The organism is Streptomyces sp. NPDC044719, from assembly GCF_056433405.1.
This window is the reverse complement of the sequence record NZ_JBWKHE010000007.1, coordinates 512106-532399: the sequence shown is the minus strand read 5'-3', so window position 1 is coordinate 532399 and position 20294 is coordinate 512106. Positions and strand designations below refer to the sequence as shown.

The following is a 20294-nucleotide window of genomic DNA, read 5'->3' as shown; positions in this document are numbered from 1 at the left end:
GCAGCGGGGGGCGCGCTACATGCCCTGCTGCGTCTGGGCCGTCGTCACGTCCCGCACCCACGGCGTCTTCGCGTCGGCGCGGCTGCTCTTCTGGACGTCCCAGGTGCCGTAACGCGGGTTGAGGTCGACGTTCAGGTCCTTGGAGGCGTCGGACAGGGCCTTCCAGAACTCGGGACGGCTGGTGTCCGTGTTGAGCTTCTCGGCGAGCTTCTGGGCCTCGAGCTGGAGGCGGAGGTTGTCGTCCAGGCGCTCCGGCGGGATGCCGTACTGCTGGAGCCAGGTCGTCTCCAGCGCCTTGGCGCCGCCGGCCTGCTCCTCCAGGCCGGACCGCATCTCCTGGATCTCCTTGCGGGTGACGGTCACCCCGGCGTTCTCGGCGGCGCGGTGCAGCACCCGGTCGAGGATCATGGTGTGCAGGGTGTCCCGGGTGAGGGTGCCGGTCCGGGCGATGGCCTGCTGGTACTGGGCGTCGTTCGGCACGGTCGCCCGCTGGGCCGCGCGTACCTCGCCGACCCGCTCCTCCAGCTGGGAGACGGTGATCCGCTGCCCGCCGACCACGGCGGCGGCGCCGGGATGCGCGTCGTTTCCGCAGGCGGTGAGGAGGGGCGCCGCTGCGGCGATCGCGGCGGTGAGGACGAGCGCGGTGCGACGGCGGCGGTGCAAGGAAACCTCCCGAGGAGATTGTGCGACGGTGCACAAGGTCTTGCGTTGATCGATGTTAGGCAGTGAGCAGGCTCTGGCCAACCCATTCGACCAACGATTCACCAGGACTTCCGGCACCGCCGCGCCGCCCCTGGGCCGGTGGTCAGCCTCGGACCTGTCCCAGCCACTGCAGCGTCCGGCGGATCTCCGCGCCCAGCGGGTGCCCGGGGCCGTGGGTGCGCTCCACGTCGTGCAGCAGCCGGGCGAGGGTGTCGTGGGCGGCGCCGCGGTCACCGAGGGCGAGCAGGAGGTGGCCGATGCGGCGGCGGACGTCGTGCGCCAGTTCGGGGCCGCCGGCGGCGACGTACTGGTTCTCGTAGTAGGGCAGCACCGCCCGGTACTCGGCGAGCGCGGCGGCCGGTTCGCCCAGCTGTTCAAGGCACTGGGCGGCCTCGTAGCGGAAGCGCAGGGACTGCGGGTCGGCCTGGCCGGCCTCGGCGGCGCGTTCGTCGGCGAGGCGGCGCAGCTCGGGCAGGGCGCGCCGGTACTGGCCGTCGTCGAGGAGCGTGGCCGCGTACTGCTTGCGCAGGGTGCGTACGACCGGGGAGTGCTCGCCGTGCTGTTCGGCGGCGGCGGGCAGGGTCGCGCCGAGGATGTCGACGGCCTGGGTGATGCGGCCCTCGCCGAGGAGCCGTTTGACCTCGTCGACGGCGCGGGCGATGTCCGTCTTGCCGGGCGCCTCGGGGACGGGCGTGGCGGGCGCGGGCTGGGGCGCCGGGGTGCGCGCCCGGTCCGGCCAGGGGGCGTGCGGGCGCAGGAACGGGCGGGTGGGGTCGAGGGGTGCTCCGCTGGGCGTCCCGCGCGCGGGCAGGAGCGGCTCCAGATGCTCGTACACCTCCTGCGCGGACGCCGGCCGGTGCTGCGGGTCCTTGGCGAGGAGTCGCAGGACGAGGGCCTCCAGGGCCTCGGGGACCTCGGGGCGGACGCGGCGCACGGGCAGCGGGGGCTCGTACAGATGCCGGTGCAGTACGCCGAGCGCGGTGGAGCCGGAGAAGGGGACGTCGCCGCTGAGCAGTTCGTGCAGGACGACACCGAGTGCGTACAGGTCGGTGTACGGGCCGACCGCGCCGCCCATCGCCTGCTCGGGGGCCATGTAGGCGGGCGAGCCTATGGGGGTTCCGGTGTGGGTGAGGCGGGTGGTGTCCGTGTCCATCACGGAGGCGATGCCCAGGTCGAGGACGGTGACCGTGCCGTCCTGCTTCACCATCACATTGCGCGGCTTGAGGTCGCGGTGGACGATCGGCACGGCGTGCACGGCGCTGAGCACGGCGCACAGTTGCGCGGCGACCGCCACCGCCCACTGCCAGGGGTACGGGTCGTGCTCGGCGAGATGGCCGGCGAGGTCGGCCCCGTCGATGTACTGCATGACGAGGAACAGCTCCTCGCCCTCACTGCCCGCGTCGTGCACCGTGACCAGGCCCGGGTGGTCGACCTGCGCCGTCACCCGGCACTCGCGCACGAAGCGGCGGCGCAGTTCCTCCGCGTCCTGCCCGGCCACCTTGTCGGGGCGCAGCAGCTTCACGGCCACGCGCCGGTCGAGCCGCTGGTCGTACGCCGTCCAGACCTGGCCCATGCCGCCCTGGCCGAGGAGCGTGGACAGCTCGTAGCGGCCGGCGACGACACGTCCTGCCGCCGCGCTCACCTGCCGCCCTCGGGGGTGCCGTCCCGGTGCCCTTCGCCCTCGTGCCGGCGCAGGTAGTCGCTGAGTTCGTCGAGTTCGGCGCGTACCTGGTCGATGCGGGCGGGGGCGGGGCGCTGCGGTGACGGCGGTACGGGGCCGGACGGCGGGGTGTCGCCGGTGACGGGTGGGTGCGGCGGCTGCCGCGGGACGGGCGTGGACGTGGGGGCGTAGGGCGGCGCGGGGTGCGGATAGCCATACGGGGTGTGCGTCGCCGTCTGCGCGTGGGGCGAGGGGTAGCCGGCGAACTGCCGGGGTGCGCTGTGGTGGCCGATGTCCACGATCAGGAAGTAGATGGAGGAGCCCAGGCCGAGCAGCAGCATCACGGCCAGCGCGATGTCGGTCCGGTAGTCGCCCTCCGGCAGTACGCCGATCACCGCGAAGCACGCGATGGACAGGGGCAGGCTCACCCAGGCCAGCGCCCAGTCGAGGCCCCGTCCGCGCAGGACGGCCACCCGGAACAGCGGTACGCAGGCCAGCACCCCGCACGTGAGGAAACCGGCGGCGGCGAACAGCACGCGCAGGGAGATGACCGTTGCCGCGCTGCGAGGAGGCGGCGCCGCGCCGTGGCCGTACATGACTGCTCCTGGACCGGTGTAGCCGATGGGGACGGGTGTGCGAGTGACAGAGCCCGGTGGGGAGTCCGAGCGTATAGCCCGACACGGACAACCCGTCACGGGTTGTACCGAACCGTTGTCGTGCTGATCACTTCGCGCCGGTCACACCTCCCTGCCGGCACTCACAAGGGGTGCCGCATCCACACGTTGGGCTCGACGTACACCGCGTACCCGCGCGCCGGCTCGCAGCGCACCGGCACCAGGCCGCCGGGCACCTCGATGTCGCCCTCGGTGTCGAAGGGCAGCCCCGTCCAGCGGCGCCAGTGGCCCAGCGAGGCGGCCACCGTCATGGACGCGGGCGCCACGGAGTCGATGGTGGCTCCGGCCCGGGCGTGGACGCGCAGCCACGGGTCCTGCGGCAGGCCGTCGGGGCGTACGCGGCGGGCGTACTCCTCGATGGGGGTGTGCGGTTCCAGGTGCTTGGCGCTGGGGCGGACCGGGGCGACGACCTCGCAAAAGCCGCGGGCCCGGGCGGTTTCGCGCATGGCCGAGAGCATCACCGCGGACAGGCCGCGGCCCTGTGCGTGCGGGGCGACGGATATCGAGATCGCGCTGACCGTGTCGGGCCGGACGCCGCGACGCAGATCGGAGAAGGCCCATACGAGGACCGTGTCCCAGCCGCCCGCGGGCAGTTCGCCGCGGCCCTCGACGCCGAGAGCGAAGGGCACGCTGTAGGCGTTCGCGACGATCTCGCCCCGCTCGTCCTCGGCGAAGAGGACGTATTCGGGGAGTTCGGCGGCGATGCGCGGGAAGTGCGCGGCGCCCACGAGGTCCTGGATCACGAACTCCGGCCAGCTGTCCGCCATTCCGACGATCCGCTCCAGCATGTCCGGGCGCTCGGCAAGGCTCGATGTCTTCGTCTGCATGCGGGTCACGCTAGGCGTCCGGGCGCCCACCCGGAACCGAATTAGCCGGTGGGGACCCGGTCCGCTGTCCGGGGCGACCTGGCCTGGCGTGCGGCGACCGCCATGACGGCGACCGAGGTCAGCGCGATCCCGGCGCCGACGTAGAGCGGTGCGGTGTAGCCGAGGCCCGCCGAGATGGCCAGGCCGCCGAGCCAGGCGCCGAGGGCGTTGCCGATGTTGGACGCCGAGACGTTGGCACTGGCGGCCAGTGCCGCCCCGCCGGCGACGTCGGTGACGCGGGTGATCATGCCGGGCACACTGGCGAACCCGGTCACCCCCATCAGGAACACCAGGACGACGGACGCGACGGCGCTGTGGGCCAGCAGCCCGAACAGGGCCAGGGTGAGGGTGAGTCCGAGCAGGGCCAGGAGCAGGGCACGGTCCCGGTCGCGGTCGGCCGCGCGCCCGCCGACCAGGTTCCCGGCCACCAGGCCGACGCCGTACACCATCAGCAGCCAGGCGACGTCCGCCGGGGCGAAGCCGCTGACCTCGGTGAACGTGTACGCGATGTAGCTGAACGCGCCGAACATGCCGCCGTAGCTCAGCGCGGTGGCCGCCAGGGTCAGCCAGACCTGCGAGGACCGGAAGGCGCGGAGCTGCTCCCGCAGGCCGCTGGGCGGTGCCGACCCCTGCTCCCCCGCCCGGCCTGGGACGAGTGCGGCGATTCCCGCCAGTGCGAGCACGCCGATCGCGGTGACCGCCCAGAACGCCGCCCGCCAGCCCCAGCGTTCACCGACCAGCGCGCCGAACGGCACACCCAGCACGTTGGCGACCGTCAGCCCGGCGAACATGACGGCCACGGCCCGGGACTTCTTCTCCGGTGCGACCAGACTCCGCGCGACCAGCGAGCCGATCCCGAAGAACGAGCCGTGGCACAGCGCCGCGACGATCCGCCCGAGCAGCATCACCGGGTAGCTCGGGGCGACGGCGGAGAGCAGGTTGCCGATGACGAACAGCGCGACCAGGCCGACCAGGACCGGCTTGCGGGGCAGCCGTGCCGTCGCCGCGGTCAGCGCGATCGCCCCGACCGCGACACTCAGCGCGTACCCGGAGATCAGCCATCCGGCGGCCGCCTCGGACACCTCGAAACTCGACGCCACCTGGGGCAGCAGGCCGGCGATCAGGAACTCGGTGAGCCCGATGCCGAAGCCGCCGAGGGCCAGGGCTATGAGTCCGGTCGGCATCCTTCGCCCCCCTCCCTGCCGTACGCACTAGCGCGTGCGCACGAATCGTGCCCGCTCGCCCGCCGGAAGAAGCTCGGTAGCGTACCGCACAGTGACGCGCGGCAGTTCGGCCTGGTGGCGTTCGAGGAACGCCACCAGCAGGGGCGCGTCCCGGCGGCCGATCTCGCGCAGCATCCAGCCGAGCGCCTTGTGGATCAGCGGTTCCGGATCCCGGCACAAGACGCGCACCAGGCGGAGCGTCGGCTCGAAGCGTCCCTCGCGGATCAACGCCAGCGTGGCGACCACGGCGATCCGGCGGTCCCACAGCCACGCCGACCCGGCGAGCCGGTCCAGGATCTCCGTGGCGTCCGGCGGCCCGTCCACCAGCCACGGGCCGAGCACGACATGCGCGGAGCCGTCCACCAGGTCCCAGTTGTCCACACAGCCGGTGTGCGCCAGATAGAAGTCGACCAGCGCCGCACGCTCCGCCCCGCGCGCCGTCCGCATCCGCTCGGCCAGGACGAGGAGTCCGGCGAGCCGCTCCTCGTGGACGCGGCTGCGCAGCAGCACCTCCACGTCCGCCTGCGCCAGGTCCCGGTGGGTCCGGGCCATCCGGCGCAGCACGGGCACGCGCACGCCGAGCAGTTCGTCGTCCTCCGCAGGACGGAGCACCCGCAGTTGCTGCGCTCTGACCCCCGGCTCCGCCAGGCCCCGGAGCTCGGTCCGCAAGCTGTCGAGCGAATCGGCCGTCATGCCGAAGGACGGTAGCCCGTTCACCCCCCGCACTGCCGCAGCATCATCTCCTTGTCGGCCGCCGTCACCGGCAGGTCGTACTTCAGGGACACCTGGGCGAAGCGCACCGAGTAGGAGCAGCGGATCGCCTTGTGGGGCGGCAGCCAGGACGCCGGGCCGGAGTCGCCCTTCGCGCTGTTGGTCGGGCCGTCCACCGGGACGAGATTCAGCGGGTCGTTGGCGATGGACTCCCGCTTGTCCTTCGTCCAGCGCGAAGCGCCCATCTGCCAGTCGTACGACAGCGGCATGACGTGGTCGATCTGGACCTTCGTGGCACGGGACTTGGTCCACTCGATGACGTTCCCGGTGTACGGGTCGTGCAGCGTCAGCGCCATGACGACGCAGTCCGAGCCCGACCGGAAACGGAGGTCCTGCCCGTCACGCTTCAAGAGGTCGTTCCGCGAGTCACAGCCGTTGTGCGAGAAGGGGACTTCGCGGGGCGCCGAGTCCATCCAGGCGTAGCCGAACTTGTCCCGTTCGTATCCCGTCCTGGGGCCGCGCCCCTTCGTCGCCACCTTCTCGATCACGGCCCGCGCCCTCGCCCGGTCCGCGGTGGACGTGATCGCCGCGAGCCCCGGCTTGGTGCCGTCCGGGTTGTCCAGCGGGTTCACCGCCCGTCCGTCGCCGTCGGCCGGGACACCGGAGCCGGAGGGTCCGCCGCCGTCCGCGGGCGGGGCCAGGCCCTCGCAGCCGACCAGCGTGGAACCGGCGAACACCATCGCGACAGCCAGTGCCGCCCCGCCCCTCAGACGCGTCACCGTGCGCCCTCCCCTGCTTGTCCGTGCCTGGCTTCCACGGTAGCCGGGAGAGGTCCAGACCACATCAGGCCTAAACGGGCATTCATCGCATGTCGCGCGTATCGTCGGTTTTGAATCACCTTCTGAAGGAGTTCTGCATGGGCATCTTCGACAAGTTCAAGAGCCAGGCGCGGCACAAGGGCAAGCAAGGCTCGGACACCGCGGAACAGAAGGTCAACGAGAGGACCGGCGGCAAGTACGAGGACCAGGTCGACTCCGGGCAGCAGCGGGTGGAAGGCTCCCTCGGCATGGACCGGGACCGCGACCGGCCCGACCAGCAATAAGGCCCCTCCTCCCGAAGAGGCCGCCCGGGGAGACGCATACGCGCCTCCCGCCGGGCGGCTTCCGGTGTTCCGAGGGCGGTTTTCCACGCGGCGCTTGACCTTGACACCGGCGTCAGGGTCGGACGATCCCCGCATGACATCCCCCGATCCGAAGATCTCGCGCACCGTTCTCGTCACCGGCGCCGGCACCGGCATAGGCCGGGCCACCGCCCACGCGTTCGCCGAAGAGGGCGCGCGGGTCGTGGCGGTGGGCCGCCGCGAGGCACCCCTCGCCGAGACCGCCGCCCACGACCCGTCCCGCATCACCCCGCTCGCCGCCGACATCACGGCCGACGACGGCCCGGAGAGCATCGTGCGTACCGTGCTCGACCGGCACGGCCGTATCGATGTGCTGGTGAACAACGCGGGCATCGTCAACGCCCAGTCCCTGCGCACGTACACGCGTGCCGCCGTCGAGCCGCAGCTCGCGACGAACCTCCTCGCCCCCGTTCTGCTCACCCAGGCCGCGCTCCCGGCGCTGGAGGACAGCCGCGGTGTGATCGTCAACGTGACGACGTCGGTAGGACAGCGCGGCTGGCCCGGCAACTCCCTGTACGCGGCCGGAAAGGCGGCCCTGGAGGTGCTCACGCGCAGCTGGGCGGTGGAGCTCGCCCCGCTGGGGATCCGGGTCGCCGCCGTGGCCCCGGGCGCGATCGACACGCCGATCGGCGACCACGCCGGTCACACCCCCGAGCAGCGCGCCGCGATCCGCGCCTGGCAGCTCGAGCACACGCCGCTCGGCCGGGTCGGCCGCCCCGCGGAGGTGGCGTGGGCGATCGCCCGACTGGCCTCGCCACAGGCCTCGTTCATCACCGGCGTGGTGCTTCCGGTGGACGGCGGCGCGCTCGTCACATGAGACTGACGCGCATGACGGAACCCCGTATGCGGATCGGCGAACTCGCCGAGGCGAGCGGCACGACACCGCGCTCCCTGCGCCACTACGAGCAGGCGGGGCTCATCACCTCCGAACGCGCCGCCAACGGCTACCGCCTGTACGACGCCGCCGCGGCGGTCCGCGTCCGCAACATCCGGAGCCTGCTCGACGTGGGGCTGACGCTCGACGACGTACGGGTGTTCCTGCCGTGCCTGGACGGCGACGTCCTGGCCGGGCCCCCCTCCGACAGGGCCGTCAGGACCGCCGCCGAGCGCCTCGCCGTGCTGGACGCGCGCATCGCCGCACAGGTGGCGGTGCGCGACCGGCTGGCGGCGGTCCTTCGCACGCGGGGCGTCAGGACCCCAGCACCGACGTCAGGAACTCCCCGACCCACGCCAGCAACTCCCGCCCGACCAGCGGCTTTCCGCCGACCTTCGCGGTCTTCGGGCGTGGCACCAGCACCTGGTGCACCGCCGGCTTGATGACCGTGCCGGGATAGAGCCGCTTGAGCCGCAGTTCCTGCGATTCGCGCAACTCCACCGGGGCGAAGCGGATGTTGGTGCCCTGCAGCACGATCTCGCCGACCCCGCACGCGCGCGCGAGCATGCGCAGGCCGGCGACGAGCAGCAGGTTCTCCACCGGTTCGGGCAGCTTGCCGTAGCGGTCGACGAGTTCCTCGCGGACGCCCTTGACGTCCTCCTCCGTGTTGGCGGAGGCGATGGCGCGGTACGCCTGGAGACGGAGCCGCTCGCCCGGCGCGTAGTCGTGCGGGACGTGCGCGTCGACGGGCAGCTCGATCTTGACCTCGAGCGGCGGCTCCTCCTCGATCTCGCCGGTCTCCAGCTGGCGCCGGTAGTCGGCGACGGCCTCGCCGACCATCCGTACGTACAGGTCGAAGCCGACGCCCGCGATGTGGCCGGACTGCTCGCCGCCGAGGAGGTTGCCCGCGCCGCGGATCTCCAGGTCCTTCATCGCCACGTACATGCCGGCGCCCATCTCGGTGTGCTGCGCGATGGTCGCGAGCCGCTCGTGCGCGGTCTCGGTCAGCGGCTTCTCCGGCGGGTAGAGGAAGTAGGCGTAGCCGCGCTCGCGGCCCCGGCCCACCCGGCCGCGCAGCTGGTGCAGCTGCGAGAGCCCGAAGTTGTCGCCGCGCTCCACGATGAGCGTGTTCGCGTTGGAGATGTCGATGCCGGACTCCACGATCGTCGTGGACACCAGCACGTCGAACTTCTTCTCCCAGAAGTCGACGACGACCTGCTCGAGTGCCGACTCCGACATCTGGCCGTGGGCGGTGGCGATGCGCGCCTCGGGGACGATCTCGCGCAGCCGGGCCGCGGCCCGGTCGATCGACTCGACCCGGTTGTGGATGTAGAAGACCTGGCCCTCGCGCAGCAGTTCACGGCGGATGGCGGCGCCGATCTGCTTCTCCTCGTACGGGCCGACGAAGGTCAGCACTGGGTGCCGCTCCTCCGGCGGGGTGGTGATCGTCGACATCTCCCGGATGCCCGTGACCGCCATCTCCAGCGTCCGGGGGATCGGGGTGGCGGACATCGTCAGGACGTCGACGTTGGCCCGGAGCTTCTTCAGCTGCTCCTTGTGCTCGACGCCGAAGCGCTGCTCCTCGTCGACGATGACCAGGCCCAGGTCCTTGAACTTCGTCTCCGACGAGAACAGCCGGTGCGTGCCGATGACGATGTCCACCGAGCCCTCGCGCAGGCCCTCCAGGACCGCCTTGGCCTCGGTGTCGGTCTGGAAGCGGGAGAGCGCCTTCACACTGACCGGGAACTGCGCGTACCGCTCGCTGAACGTCCCGAAGTGCTGCTGCACCAGCAGCGTCGTGGGCACCAGGACGGCCACCTGCTTGCCGTCCTGGACGGCCTTGAAGGCGGCCCGGACCGCGATCTCGGTCTTGCCGTAGCCGACGTCGCCGCAGATCAGCCGGTCCATCGGGACCGTCTTCTCCATGTCGTCCTTGACCTCGGCGATCGTGGTGAGCTGGTCGGGCGTCTCCGCGTAGGGGAAGGCATCCTCCAGCTCGCGCTGCCAGGGGGTGTCCGCCCCGAAGGCGTGCCCGGGGGCCGCCATGCGCGCGCTGTACAGCTTGATGAGGTCGGCGGCGATCTCCTTGACGGCCTTCTTGGCGCGGGCCTTCGTCTTCGTCCAGTCGGCGCCGCCCAGGCGGTGCAGGGTGGGGGCCTCGCCGCCGACGTACTTGGTGATCTGCTCCAGCTGGTCGGTGGGGATGTAGAGGCGGTCGCCGGGCTGGCCGCGCTTGGCGGGGGCGTACTCGACGACCAGGTACTCGCGGGTCGCGCCCTGCACGGTGCGCTGCACCATCTCGATGTAGCGGCCCACGCCGTGCTGCTCGTGGACGATGTAGTCGCCCGGCTCCAGGGTGAGCGGGTCGATGGTCTTGCGGCGGCGGGCCGGCATCCGGGCGCCGTCGCGGCCCGCGGCCCTCTGGCCGGTCAGGTCCGTCTCGGTCAGTACGGCGAGCCCGAGGGCCGTGTCGACGAAGCCGTGCTCGATCGAGCCGCACGCCACGTGCACCAGGGACGGGGAGATCTCGGCGAGGTCGGCGTCGAGGCGGGCCGCGATGCCCTCGCCGCCCAGCACCTCGACCGTACGGGCCGCCGGGCCGTGCCCCTCCGTGACGAACACCACGCGCCGGCCCTCGGCGAGCCAGCCCTTGGTGTCGGCGAGGGCCTTGGCGGTGTCCCCGCGGTAGGTCTCCGGGGCGTGCATGCCGAGCTTGAGGGTGTCCCCCGCCGCGTCAGCGGCAAATGTCTCCGTGAGCTCCTCGTCCGCGGCGAACGGCGACACCGACCACCACATCATGTCCAGCTCGCGGGCCCGGTCCCGGACGTCCGCGATGCCCCACAGGGAGGCCGCGCCGACGTCGATGGGTGCCTCTCCGCCACCGGCGGTGGCCGCCCAGGAGGCCTGGAGGAACTCCTGCGAGGTGGCCACCAGGTCCGAGGCACGCGTGCGGACCCGCTCCGGGTCGCACACGACCGCCATGGCGCCCTTGGGCAGCACGTCGAGCAGCAGCTCCATGTCGTCGACGAGGACCGGAGCGAGGGACTCCATGCCCTCGACCGCGATCCCCTCGGCGATCTTGCCGAGCAGTTCACCGAGCTCGGGGTGCTGTTCGGCCAGGGCACGCGCCCGCGCGCGGACGTCCTCGGTGAGCAGCAGTTCGCGGCACGGCGGCGCCCACAGGCCGTGCTCGGCGATTTCGAGGGAGCGCTGGTCGGCGACCTTGAAGTAGCGGATCTCCTCGACGTCGTCGCCCCAGAACTCGATGCGCAGGGGGTGTTCCTCGGTGGGCGGGAACACATCGAGGATGCCGCCGCGCACGGCGAACTCGCCGCGCTTCTCGACCAGCTCCACGCGCGCGTACGCGGCGGCCCCGAGAGCGTCGACGATCTCCTCGAGGTCGACGGTCTGCCCCGGCTTCAGGGCGACCGGCTCCAGGTCGCCGAGGCCCTTGACCTGCGGCTGGAGCACGGACCGGACGGGCGCCACGACGACGGAGACCGGGCCGGTCTCGGGGTCGTCGGGGCGGGGGTGGGCCAGGCGCCGCAGCACGGCCAGGCGGCGGCCGACGGTGTCGCTGCGGGGGCTGAGCCGCTCGTGCGGCAGGGTCTCCCAGGAGGGGTACTCCACGACCCCCTCCGGCGGGAGGAGGGAGCGCAGGGCCGCGGCCAGGTCCTCGGCCTCGCGGCCCGTCGCCGTCACCGCCAGCACCGGGCGGCCCGTGTCCCGCGCCAGAGCGGCGACCGCGAAGGGGCGGGCGGCTGGGGGGCCGACCAGGTCGACGTGCATGCGGTTGCCGTCTGCGGCCGCGCTGATCGCTTCCGCGAGGGCGGCGTCTCTGACTACGGCGTCGAGCAGACCGTGCAGGCTCATACGGGTCTTTTCCGTCCAGGGGTGGGCAACACGACGGGCCCGACGCGCGCCGCGGGCCGGGGGTCTCCAGCGTACGACGCTGCGCGGCCGGGCGGCGGGGGCTGTGGACAACGCCCGGGGTGTGAGGTGCGCGGTGTCGGTGTCCTGGCCCGAGCGGGGCTCCCGGGTCACGACAGCGCCCGGCGCCGGGAAGTCCTGGACTTCCCGGCGCCGGTCCCCCGCTACCCCCGTGTGCGGTGGTTCTCGGTGAGGCTGGGCTACTCCGTCGCGATCGCGTTCAGGACGTTCATCCGGCCCGCCCGGAACGCCGGGATCAGTGCGGCGAACAGGCCCACGAACGCCGAGCTGACGAAGACGCCGATGATCGTCGGCCAGGGGATCTCCAGGACCATCAGGCCCTCCAACGCGAGCAGCTGCTGCGCGGTGGCGCCCCAGCCCATGCCGAGGCCGAGGCCCAGGAGGGCGCCGAAGAGGGCGATGACGACGGACTCCATGCGGATCATGCGGCGCAGCTGGCGGCGGGACAGGCCGATCGCCCGCATCAGGCCGATCTCCCTGGTGCGCTCCACCACCGACAGGGCCAGGGTGTTCACGACACCCAGGATGGCGACGATGATCGCCAGGGCCAGCAGGCCGTAGATCATGTTGAGCAGCTGGCCGATCTGGTCCTTCAGGGCTTCCTTGTAGTCGGTCTGGTCGCGCACGGTGTACTGCGGGTAGTCGTTCATGGACGACTTCAGGGACTTGTAGGCGGCGTCCTGCTGTCCGTCCTCGGCGGTGACGAAGAGCAGCGAGTCCAGCGGCATCTTGTCGGCCGGGACGTACTTGGCCATGGTCGAGATGGACGTGTACATCGCGCCCGCGTCGATCACGACGTCACTGCTGGTGATCGCGCGGACCGTCAGGTCGGCCGTACGGCCGTCCTTGAACGCCACCTCGATCTTGGAGCCGAGGCTGATGCCGTGGTCCTTGGCGAACTTCTCGTGGACGGACATCGAGTCGGGCTTGTAGGCGTCGGGGAGCTTGCCGGAGACCGTTTCGGTGCGCAGGTCGGTCGCGTAGGAGGGGTCGGCGGCCGTGATCGCCGTGTCCTTGAGCGTCTTGCCGTCGGGGGTGGTGAAGTCGGCCTTGGTCCACTTGTATTCGGTGACCCGCTCCACGTCCGACGCGGACTTCGCCGCCTTGACCGCCTGTGGGGTGATCAGCTGGCCGCTGTCGGACTGGATGATGAAGTCCGTGCCGACGGTCTTGTCGAGCTGGTCGGTGGCGGAGGCCACCATGGAGGAGCCGACCACGGACAGGCACGCCACCAGGGCGAGGCCGATCATCAGCGCGGCGCCCGTCGCGCCGGTGCGGCGCGGGTTGCGCAGGGCGTTGCGCTCGGCCATGCGGCCCACGGGGCCGAACATGCGCAGCAGGACGGCACCGAGGACCCGGACCACACCGCCGGCGAGCAGCGGGCCGATGACGACGAAGCCGATCAGCGACAGCACCACGCCGAGGCCGAGCCACAGCGAGCCCTCCTTGGCCTGGTCGGCCGCCGTCGCCAGATACAGGCCGAAGGCGCCGCCGCCGGTGAGGACGGTGCCGATCGCGGCGCGGATCCAGCCGGCCTTGGCGTCCGCGGGGGCGCCGGCGTCGCGCAGCGCGGCCATCGGGGAGATCTTGCCGGCGCGCCGGGCGGGCAGGTAGGCGGCCAGGACGGTGACGATCACGCCGAGGACCAGGCCGACCACCGGGGTCGTCCAGGCCACCGTCAGGTCGTCGGTGGACAGCTCCATGCCCATCTGGCCCATGAGCTTCATCAGGCCGATCGCGAGGCCGACGCCGGCGCCCACGCCGAGCACCGAGCCGACGAGGCCGAGCAGCAGCGCTTCGGCCAGCACCGAGCGGTTGACCTGCTTGCGGGAGGAGCCGATCGCCCGCATCAGGCCGATCTCCCTGGTGCGCTGGGCGACCAGCATGGAGAAGGTGTTGATGATCAGGAAGATGCCGACGAGGAAGGCGATCCCGGCGAAGCCGAGCATCGCGTACTTCATGACGTTCATGAAGCCCGCGACGCCCTTCTGGTTGGCGTCGGCGGTCTCCTTGGCGGTCTGCACCTGGAAGTCGCCACCGAGCGCGGTCGCGACGTTCTTCTTCAGCTGCGCGTCGCTGACGCCGGCGGCCGCGGTGACGTTGACGTTGGTGTAGACGCCGCTCTCGCCGACCAGGGTCTGCTGGGCGGTCTTGGTGTCGAGGTAGAAGATCGCGGCACCGGGGTTGGTGACGGTGAAGTCGGCGATGCCGGAGACCTTCGCGGTGTGGGTGCCCGTCGCGCTGATCACGCCGATCGGGTCACCGAGCTTCAGGCCGTGCTTGTCGGCGGTGTCGGCGTCGACCATGATCTGGTCGGAGCTCTTGGGCGCCGCACCGGAGGTGATCTTCATGGTGCGGGCTTCGTTGCTGTTCCAGCCGCCGACGATGGTCGGGGCGCCGCTGGAGGGCGACAGATTGTCCTTGTCGGCGTCGACGACGGTCACCGACGTGGAGAACACCGCGCCCTCGGCGGACTTCACACCCTGCGCCTTGCGCACCTCGGCGAGCACGGAGGCCGGCATGACCGGCGGCTTGCCGTTGTCGGCGGTCGTCTCCCCGGTGTCGGAGGCCCCCTTGGGGCTCACCGTCACGTCCGAGGAGGTGGCCGCGAAGAGCTTGTCGAACGTGGTGGACATGGTGTCCGTGAAGACGAGCGTCCCGCAGACGAAGGCCACCGACAGCAGGACGGCGATCGCCGACAGCGCCATGCGGCCCTTGTGCGCGAGGAAGTTGCGCATCGAGGTCTTCATGACGGTCATGACGTACGCCCCCGGGCGTCGAAGTCCTTCATGCGGTCGAGGACGGCGTCCGCGGTCGGCTTGTACATCTCGTCGACGATCCGGCCGTCGGCGAGGTACAGGACACGGTCCGCGTAACTGGCGGCGACCGGGTCGTGGGTGACCATCACGATGGTCTGGCCCAGCTCGTCGACGGAGCGGCGCAGGAAGCCGAGCACCTCGGCGCCCGCGCGCGAGTCGAGGTTTCCGGTCGGCTCGTCCCCGAAGATGATCTCGGGCCGGGCCGCCAGCGCCCGTGCCACGGCGACGCGCTGCTGCTGGCCTCCGGAGAGCTGGGTGGGCCGGTGCTTGAGACGGTCGGAGAGCCCGACGGTCTCCACGACCCGCCCGAGCCACTCCTTGTCCGGCTTGCGGCCGGCGATGTCCATGGGCAGAGTGATGTTCTCTATCGCGTTCAGCGTCGGCAGCAGGTTGAACGCCTGGAAGATGAACCCGATCCGGTCCCGGCGCAGTCGCGTGAGCTTCTTGTCCTTCAGGCCGGTGATCTCGGTCTCGTCGAGGTAGATCTGCCCGCCGGTGACGGTGTCGAGCCCAGCAAGGCAGTGCATGAGCGTGGACTTGCCGGACCCCGAGGGGCCCATGATCGCGGTGAACTGGCCGCGTGCGATGTCCACGTCGACGTGGTCGAGGGCGACGACACGGGTCTCACCGGATCCGTACGCCTTCACGACCTGCCGCGCCCGCGCGGCAACGGCCGTACGCCCTCCAGTACCCCCGTGCCTGGGAATGGTCACAGCCGATGTCACGGTATGTCTCCTATGTCGGTCAGCAGATGGTGAAGTGCCTCAAGTCTTCCGGCGGGAGTGGTCCCGCGCCCTGGTGCTCAGCGCAGTCTTTTCCTGTGGAAAACCCCACCCCCGCCGGTGTGCGACGCCGCCCCCCGACGGCGTAAAGCCAGGTTAAGGAGCGGCCCCTGCGCGTCTCGTCCTCCGCCGGTACGAACCCTCCCCAGGTCGTAGTACGGAGGTACCCCTAGGGGCAGTCCACCGAAGGGTGGAGACCGTCTCAGGGTTCGCTCCACCCGACGGCCCATTCAGGCTCCACCCTCCCGCGACGTCAGGGTCAAGTGGGAAGCTGTCGGGGCGGTAGATAGGTGCAAGGGGCAGGCAGGCGCGAGGGGGAGGCACCCGGGTGGGAAGCACCAGTTCCGCGGCACGTGAGACAGCGCCTCCCGCCGCGACCGGCCGACGCGGAGCCGTCGTCGCCGCGCTGATGCTCTCGATGGCGCTGGCGGCGCTCGACTCCACCATCGTCTCGACCGCCGTGCCGCAGATCGTCGGGGACCTCGGCGGATTCTCCGTCTTCTCCTGGCTGTTCTCCGGCTATCTGCTGGCCGTGACCGTCACCCTGCCCGTCTACGGCAAGCTCTCCGACACCTTCGGCCGCAAGCCGGTCCTCGTCGTGGGCTCGGTGGTCTTCCTCCTCGGCTCCCTGCTGTGCGCGCTGGCCTGGAACATGGAGGCGCTCATCGCCTTCCGCATCATCCAGGGCCTGGGCGGCGGCGCCCTCCAGGGCACGGTGCAGACGCTCGCCGCCGACCTGTACCCGCTGAAGGACCGGCCCAAGATCCAGTCGAAGCTCTCCACGGTGTGGGCGGTGTCCGCGGTCGCCGGGCCGGGGCTCGGCGGGGTGCTCGCCGCGTACGCGGACTGGCGGTGGATCTTCCTGGTCAACCTGCCGATCGGCGCGGTCGCTCTGTGGCTGATCGTGCGTCATCTGCACGAGCCGGAGCGCGAAGCCCGTACGCACGGGCGCGTGGACTGGGCGGGCGCGCTCGCGGTGTTCGCCTGCGGCGGGGTTCTGCTCGCGGCCCTGGTGCAGGGCGGAGTGGCGTGGCCGTGGCTGTCGGCGCCCTCGCTCGCCCTGTTCGGTACGGGACTCGCCCTGGTCGCTGTGGTGGTGCTGGTGGAGCGGCGGGCCGCGGAGCCGATCATCCCGGGCTGGGTGTGGCGCCGCCGTACGATCGCCGCGGTCAATCTGGCCCTGGGCGCGCTGGGCCTGCTGATGGTGGCGCCGACGGTGTTCCTGCCCACCTACGCCCAGGGCGTGCTGGGCCTGGCGCCCGTGGCCGCCGGATTCGTGCTCTCCGTATGGACGTTGAGCTGGCCCATATCGGCGGCCCTGAGTCAGCACGTGTACCGCAGGATCGGCTTCCGCAACACCGCGATGCTGGGCATCGGCGCGGCGGCGCTGATCCTGTTCGCGTTCCCCTTTCTCCCCTACCCGGGACAGGCCTGGCAGCCGACCCTGCTGATGCTGCTGCTCGGCGCCGCGCTGGGCCTGTTCCAGCTGCCGCTCATCGTCGGGGTGCAGTCGACCGTGGGCTGGGCGGAGCGCGGTACGACGACCGCGTCCGTGCTCTTCTGCCGCCAGACCGGCCAGACGATCGGCGCGGCACTCTTCGGCGCGGTCGCCAACGGGGTGCTGGCCGCACGGCTCGGCGGGGCGAGCGACCTCGACTCGGTGACCCGGGCACTCGACTCGGGCAGCGCGCCCGAGGCGACCCGGCGGGCGATCGCCGACGCGGTGCACGCCGTCTACCTGGGCGCTTCGTGCGCGGCGGCACTGGCGTTCCTGGTGCTGCTGTTCCTCGCGCCCCGGAAATTCCCGGTGCTCAAGGACTGACCGTCCGTATCCTCCCGCCCATGGTGACCTTGGAACCACTCCGAACCGATCACGCGGACGCACTGCTGGCCTTCGAGCGGGAGAACCGGGCCTACTTCGCCCGCACGGTGCCGGACCGCGGGGACGCCTACTTCACGCCGGCGGGGTTCGCCGAACGCCACCGGGCGCTGCTGGCGGAGCAGCACGCGCGCGTGTGCCGCTTCCATGTCGTCCTCGGGGAGGAGGGGGACCTGATAGGCCGGGTGAACCTGATGGACCTGGTGGACGGCAGCGCCGAACTCGGCTACCGCATCGGCGAACGGGCGGCGGGCCGGGGCGTGGCGACAGCGGCCGTCGCACAGGTGTGCCGTCTGGCCGCCACCGACTACGGCCTGACCTCCCTCACCGCGGCCACGACCCTGGACAACCCGGCCTCCATGACCGTCCTGGCCCGCAACGGCTTCACGCGGGTGGAGGAGGCAACCGTGGGCGGCCGCCCGGGAGTCCGCTACATACTCCGGCACCTCGGCACCGCCCCCGACAGCCCCTAGGGCGCGACCCCGACCCGTTTCCGGGACCGGGCACTCTTGCGGGTGACGCGCTGCGGAGGGCGGTGCGTGTCTGCTGGTGGCATGGACTTCAACAGGCGCACGGCGATGGCGGCGGGACTCGGAGCGGTGGCGGCGGCGAGCGGCGCCACCGCCTCGGCAGGCGGCGGCAAGGCCCCGGCGGCCACGCCCACGACGGTGACAGTGACGGTGCAGGGCGAGGCCGCGGCGCGGACGAACATCCCCGTCCGCCGGGACCGCCGGGCTTCGGGAGGGCGCTATCTCGGGTTACGAACGACCGAGACTCCCCCGGCCCGGACCGGCTGGTACGCGACGTACACCGTGCGCGTCCCGCGGGCCGGGGTGTACGCGCTGACGGCCGTGGCCACGGCGCCGGTCGAGACACCGCACACGGAAGCCGTGGCCTCCTACCCGCACCTGTCCGTGAACGACGGCCCGTTCACGGAGATCGCCCGCTCGCAACCGCACTGGTACGAGTCCCCGCCGGCCTGGGGCGACCTGTCCGTCCTGGACCTGGGCGTGGTCGAACTGCGGGGCGGCACCGACTCGCTCACCTTCCGCGTCACCGAACCGGCCGTCCTCGACGACACGATCGCGTACGTCCTGACCCTGGACCGCTTCACCTTGCGCCGCCTGGAGGGGCACCCGGCCCTGCGCGAACTGTCGGTTCCCCGGCACCGCGAGGGCGAACCGGCCCGGCTGCGCCTGGCACTTGACGGGCACGCCACGCACCCGCACCGCGTGCGGTACGCCGTCAGCGACCACCACGGCCGCCAAGTGGCCACCGGCCGGGCCACCATCGCCGCCGGTGACGCGAGCGCGACGGTCACGCTCCCCGAACTGCCCCCGGGCCACTACCTCGTGAGGGCGGACGGCGTGACGGGCCGGTTCGCGCGTCTGCCGGCCCGGCCCCCCGTCACCGGCCCCACCAGCCGCTTCGGTGTGAACCTCTGGGCGTCCTCCCTCGTCCCGCCGTCCCGGCTCGCGGACTTCGCCGCCGCCCTGCGGGACATGGGAGCCGGCTGGGTACGGGACGGGCAGTCCTGGCCCGCGGCCGAACCGGAGCCCGGCGGGTACGACACGGCGCAGCACGATGGCCGCACCCGCACCCTGCGCGCCCACGGCCTGGCCGTCCTCGACGTGCTCTCCCCCGCCCCCGAGTGGGCCATGACCGACACCTCGCTGCCGCTCCCGGCGGACCTCAGGCATGCCTACCGCTACGCCCGCCGTCTGGCCGCGGCCGCCCCCGAGGCCCTCCAGTTGTCGAACGAACCGGACGTCGACACCACCCGCAGCACCGGCGACGCCCACGCCGCGTTCGTGAAGGCCGCCGCGCTCGGCATCAAGGACGCGGCGAGGGAACCCTGCCTGGTCGTCCTGCCGGGCATCGCGCAGACCGGCCCCTTCCAGGACCTGATGCTGGCCAACGACGTGGTGCGGTACGCCGACGTGTGGGCCTTCCACGGCTACCCGGACCCCACCGAACCGGGCGAACCCCGCTTCCCGGGCGCCGCGGACGAGCAGCACGAGCTGGCCCGCCGGCACCAGGCGGACATACCGCTGTGGATGACGGAGTGCGGCGCGTTCCAGAAGGCCCGGCCGGGGGAGGACCTGACGCCCGGGCAGGAGATCGCGCAGGCCCGGTACGTGGTGCGCTCGACGGTGGAGGGCCTGGCGGCCGGGAACGACCGGCAGTTCTGGTTCGCGGGCCCCCCACTGCACGACGACGGCGTCTACTTCGGCCTGCTCGACCGTGGCTTCCGGCCCCTGCCCGCCTACAGCGCGTTCGCGGCCCTCACCTCGCTGCTCGGCACGGCACACTTCACCGGTCCCACGCCCCGGCTGCCGGACGGAGTGCGGGGCCTCGACTTCGACAGCGGGCGCGGCGAGCGGGTCACGGTCCTGTGGGCGGAGCGGCCCGTACGCCTGGACCGGCACGTGAGGGGGACGGCCTACGACATGATGGGCCGCCGCCTGCCCACCGGGCGGCCGGTGACCGCCGCACGCGACCCCCTGTACGTCGTCACCCCTGCGGACGCGCCCGCCCCGCCGGCCGCCACCCGCCCGAGGGCCCGCCTCTCCCCCGCCGAACACATCGTCCTCGCCCAGCGCTTCTCCGTCCGTGACGCCGCCCCCGGCAAGGACGACGGGGACGCGCCGCCGCCGCACGGCTACCGTCTCGGCCGCCGTACGCGGATGACCGTCGACGTCTACAACTTCGACGACACCGCACACCGTGTGACGGTCACGGCACGGCCGATGGGCGACGGGTGGACCGTGCGGGCGGAACAAGGGCGGAAAGGGCAGAAAGGGCACATACGCGTCCCCGCCGGAGGGCGGATCGGGGTCGACTTCACGATCCGCGCGGAGAGTTCGGTCCCACGCCGGATCGACCGGCGGCTGGCGTTCGGCGCGGCGCTCGATGATCACACCGAAGTTCCGGCGTCCGTGGCGCTGATCCATCTCAAGTAACCCACCAGGG

At 72.0% G+C, this 20294-nt stretch carries 15 protein-coding genes and 1 pseudogene; 6 read left to right on the top strand and 10 right to left on the bottom strand.

What is annotated here, in order from left to right; all coding sequences use genetic code 11:
• Window positions 1–15: 15 nt before the first annotated feature.
• The 7 genes from AC07DF_RS29120 to AC07DF_RS29090 form a co-directional block, all read right to left on the bottom strand.
• Window positions 16–663, bottom strand: a complete 648-nt coding sequence (locus AC07DF_RS29120; RefSeq protein WP_478977668.1) for a SurA N-terminal domain-containing protein — start codon at window positions 661–663, stop codon at window positions 16–18.
• Window positions 664–805: 142 nt separating this feature from the next.
• Window positions 806–2302, bottom strand: a complete 1497-nt coding sequence (locus tag AC07DF_RS29115; protein WP_478977952.1) for a protein kinase domain-containing protein — start codon at window positions 2300–2302, stop codon at window positions 806–808.
• A 38-nt stretch (window positions 2303–2340) separates the two neighbouring features.
• Window positions 2341–2958 (bottom strand): hypothetical protein, encoded by a 618-nt coding sequence (locus AC07DF_RS29110; protein ID WP_478977665.1) that lies wholly within the window; start codon window positions 2956–2958, stop codon window positions 2341–2343.
• A gap of 161 nt (window positions 2959–3119) precedes the next feature.
• The gene (locus AC07DF_RS29105; RefSeq protein WP_478977663.1) at window positions 3120–3863 is read right to left on the bottom strand and encodes an N-acetyltransferase; all 744 of its coding nucleotides are present in this window, start codon (window positions 3861–3863) and stop codon (window positions 3120–3122) included.
• 41 nt (window positions 3864–3904) lie between these two features.
• Window positions 3905–5086, bottom strand: coding sequence for an MFS transporter (locus AC07DF_RS29100; RefSeq protein ID WP_478977660.1), 1182 nt, complete (start codon window positions 5084–5086; stop codon window positions 3905–3907).
• 27 nt (window positions 5087–5113) lie between these two features.
• Window positions 5114–5818 carry a DNA alkylation repair protein gene (locus tag AC07DF_RS29095; protein ID WP_478977657.1) on the bottom strand — a complete coding sequence of 235 codons (705 nt, stop codon included), beginning with the start codon at window positions 5816–5818 and terminating at the stop codon, window positions 5114–5116.
• A 20-nt stretch (window positions 5819–5838) separates the two neighbouring features.
• A complete protein-coding gene (locus tag AC07DF_RS29090) occupies window positions 5839–6615 on the bottom strand; it encodes an HNH endonuclease family protein (protein WP_478977654.1) in 777 nt (258 codons plus the stop codon).
• A gap of 137 nt (window positions 6616–6752) precedes the next feature.
• On the opposite strand from AC07DF_RS29090, the gene AC07DF_RS29085 reads away from it, so the two are divergent.
• The 3 genes and pseudogenes from AC07DF_RS29085 to AC07DF_RS29075 all read left to right on the top strand — a co-directional run.
• The gene (locus AC07DF_RS29085) at window positions 6753–6938 is read left to right on the top strand and encodes an antitoxin (protein ID WP_478977651.1); all 186 of its coding nucleotides are present in this window, start codon (window positions 6753–6755) and stop codon (window positions 6936–6938) included.
• Between the two features lie 133 nt (window positions 6939–7071).
• Complete coding sequence (locus AC07DF_RS29080) at window positions 7072–7833, top strand: SDR family NAD(P)-dependent oxidoreductase (protein ID WP_478977648.1); 762 nt, start codon at window positions 7072–7074, stop codon at window positions 7831–7833.
• A 26-nt stretch (window positions 7834–7859) separates the two neighbouring features.
• Window positions 7860–8201, top strand: a pseudogene (locus AC07DF_RS29075) (MerR family transcriptional regulator); the annotation flags it as partial.
• 4 nt (window positions 8202–8205) lie between these two features.
• Here AC07DF_RS29075 and mfd read toward each other — a convergent pair.
• The 3 genes from mfd to AC07DF_RS29060 form a co-directional block, all read right to left on the bottom strand.
• Complete coding sequence (gene mfd, locus AC07DF_RS29070) at window positions 8206–11763, bottom strand: transcription-repair coupling factor (protein WP_478977645.1); 3558 nt, start codon at window positions 11761–11763, stop codon at window positions 8206–8208.
• A gap of 257 nt (window positions 11764–12020) precedes the next feature.
• On the bottom strand, window positions 12021–14600 hold the full coding sequence (locus AC07DF_RS29065; protein ID WP_478977642.1) for an ABC transporter permease: 2580 nt from the start codon (window positions 14598–14600) through the stop codon (window positions 12021–12023).
• Window positions 14597–15385, bottom strand: coding sequence for an ABC transporter ATP-binding protein (locus tag AC07DF_RS29060; protein ID WP_193480003.1), 789 nt, complete (start codon window positions 15383–15385; stop codon window positions 14597–14599). Before AC07DF_RS29060 ends, AC07DF_RS29065 begins: the two co-directional genes overlap by 4 nt.
• A gap of 385 nt (window positions 15386–15770) precedes the next feature.
• On the opposite strand from AC07DF_RS29060, the gene AC07DF_RS29055 reads away from it, so the two are divergent.
• From AC07DF_RS29055 to AC07DF_RS29045, 3 genes are all read left to right on the top strand, one after another.
• Entirely contained in the window at window positions 15771–17264 is a 1494-nt protein-coding gene (locus tag AC07DF_RS29055) for an MFS transporter (protein WP_478977637.1), read from the top strand.
• Window positions 17265–17284: 20 nt separating this feature from the next.
• The gene (locus AC07DF_RS29050; RefSeq protein WP_478977634.1) at window positions 17285–17794 is read left to right on the top strand and encodes a GNAT family N-acetyltransferase; all 510 of its coding nucleotides are present in this window, start codon (window positions 17285–17287) and stop codon (window positions 17792–17794) included.
• An 81-nt stretch (window positions 17795–17875) separates the two neighbouring features.
• Window positions 17876–20284 carry a hypothetical protein gene (locus tag AC07DF_RS29045; RefSeq protein WP_478977631.1) on the top strand — a complete coding sequence of 803 codons (2409 nt, stop codon included), beginning with the start codon at window positions 17876–17878 and terminating at the stop codon, window positions 20282–20284.
• Window positions 20285–20294: the final 10 nt, after the last annotated feature.

Bases quoted from the DNA above. Each gene is read 5' to 3' on its own strand.
- AC07DF_RS29045 (WP_478977631.1), top strand. From the start codon at position 17,876: ATGGACTTCAACAGGCGCACGGCGATGGCGGCGGGACTCGGAGCGGTG.
- AC07DF_RS29100 (WP_478977660.1), bottom strand. From the start codon at position 5,086: ATGCCGACCGGACTCATAGCCCTGGCCCTCGGCGGCTTCGGCATCGGG.
- AC07DF_RS29080 (WP_478977648.1), top strand. From the start codon at position 7,072: ATGACATCCCCCGATCCGAAGATCTCGCGCACCGTTCTCGTCACCGGC.
- AC07DF_RS29050 (WP_478977634.1), top strand. From the start codon at position 17,285: ATGGTGACCTTGGAACCACTCCGAACCGATCACGCGGACGCACTGCTG.
- AC07DF_RS29095 (WP_478977657.1), bottom strand. From the start codon at position 5,818: ATGACGGCCGATTCGCTCGACAGCTTGCGGACCGAGCTCCGGGGCCTG.
- AC07DF_RS29085 (WP_478977651.1), top strand. From the start codon at position 6,753: ATGGGCATCTTCGACAAGTTCAAGAGCCAGGCGCGGCACAAGGGCAAG.
- AC07DF_RS29110 (WP_478977665.1), bottom strand. From the start codon at position 2,958: ATGTACGGCCACGGCGCGGCGCCGCCTCCTCGCAGCGCGGCAACGGTC.
- mfd (WP_478977645.1), bottom strand. From the start codon at position 11,763: ATGAGCCTGCACGGTCTGCTCGACGCCGTAGTCAGAGACGCCGCCCTC.
- AC07DF_RS29105 (WP_478977663.1), bottom strand. From the start codon at position 3,863: ATGCAGACGAAGACATCGAGCCTTGCCGAGCGCCCGGACATGCTGGAG.
- AC07DF_RS29065 (WP_478977642.1), bottom strand. From the start codon at position 14,600: ATGACCGTCATGAAGACCTCGATGCGCAACTTCCTCGCGCACAAGGGC.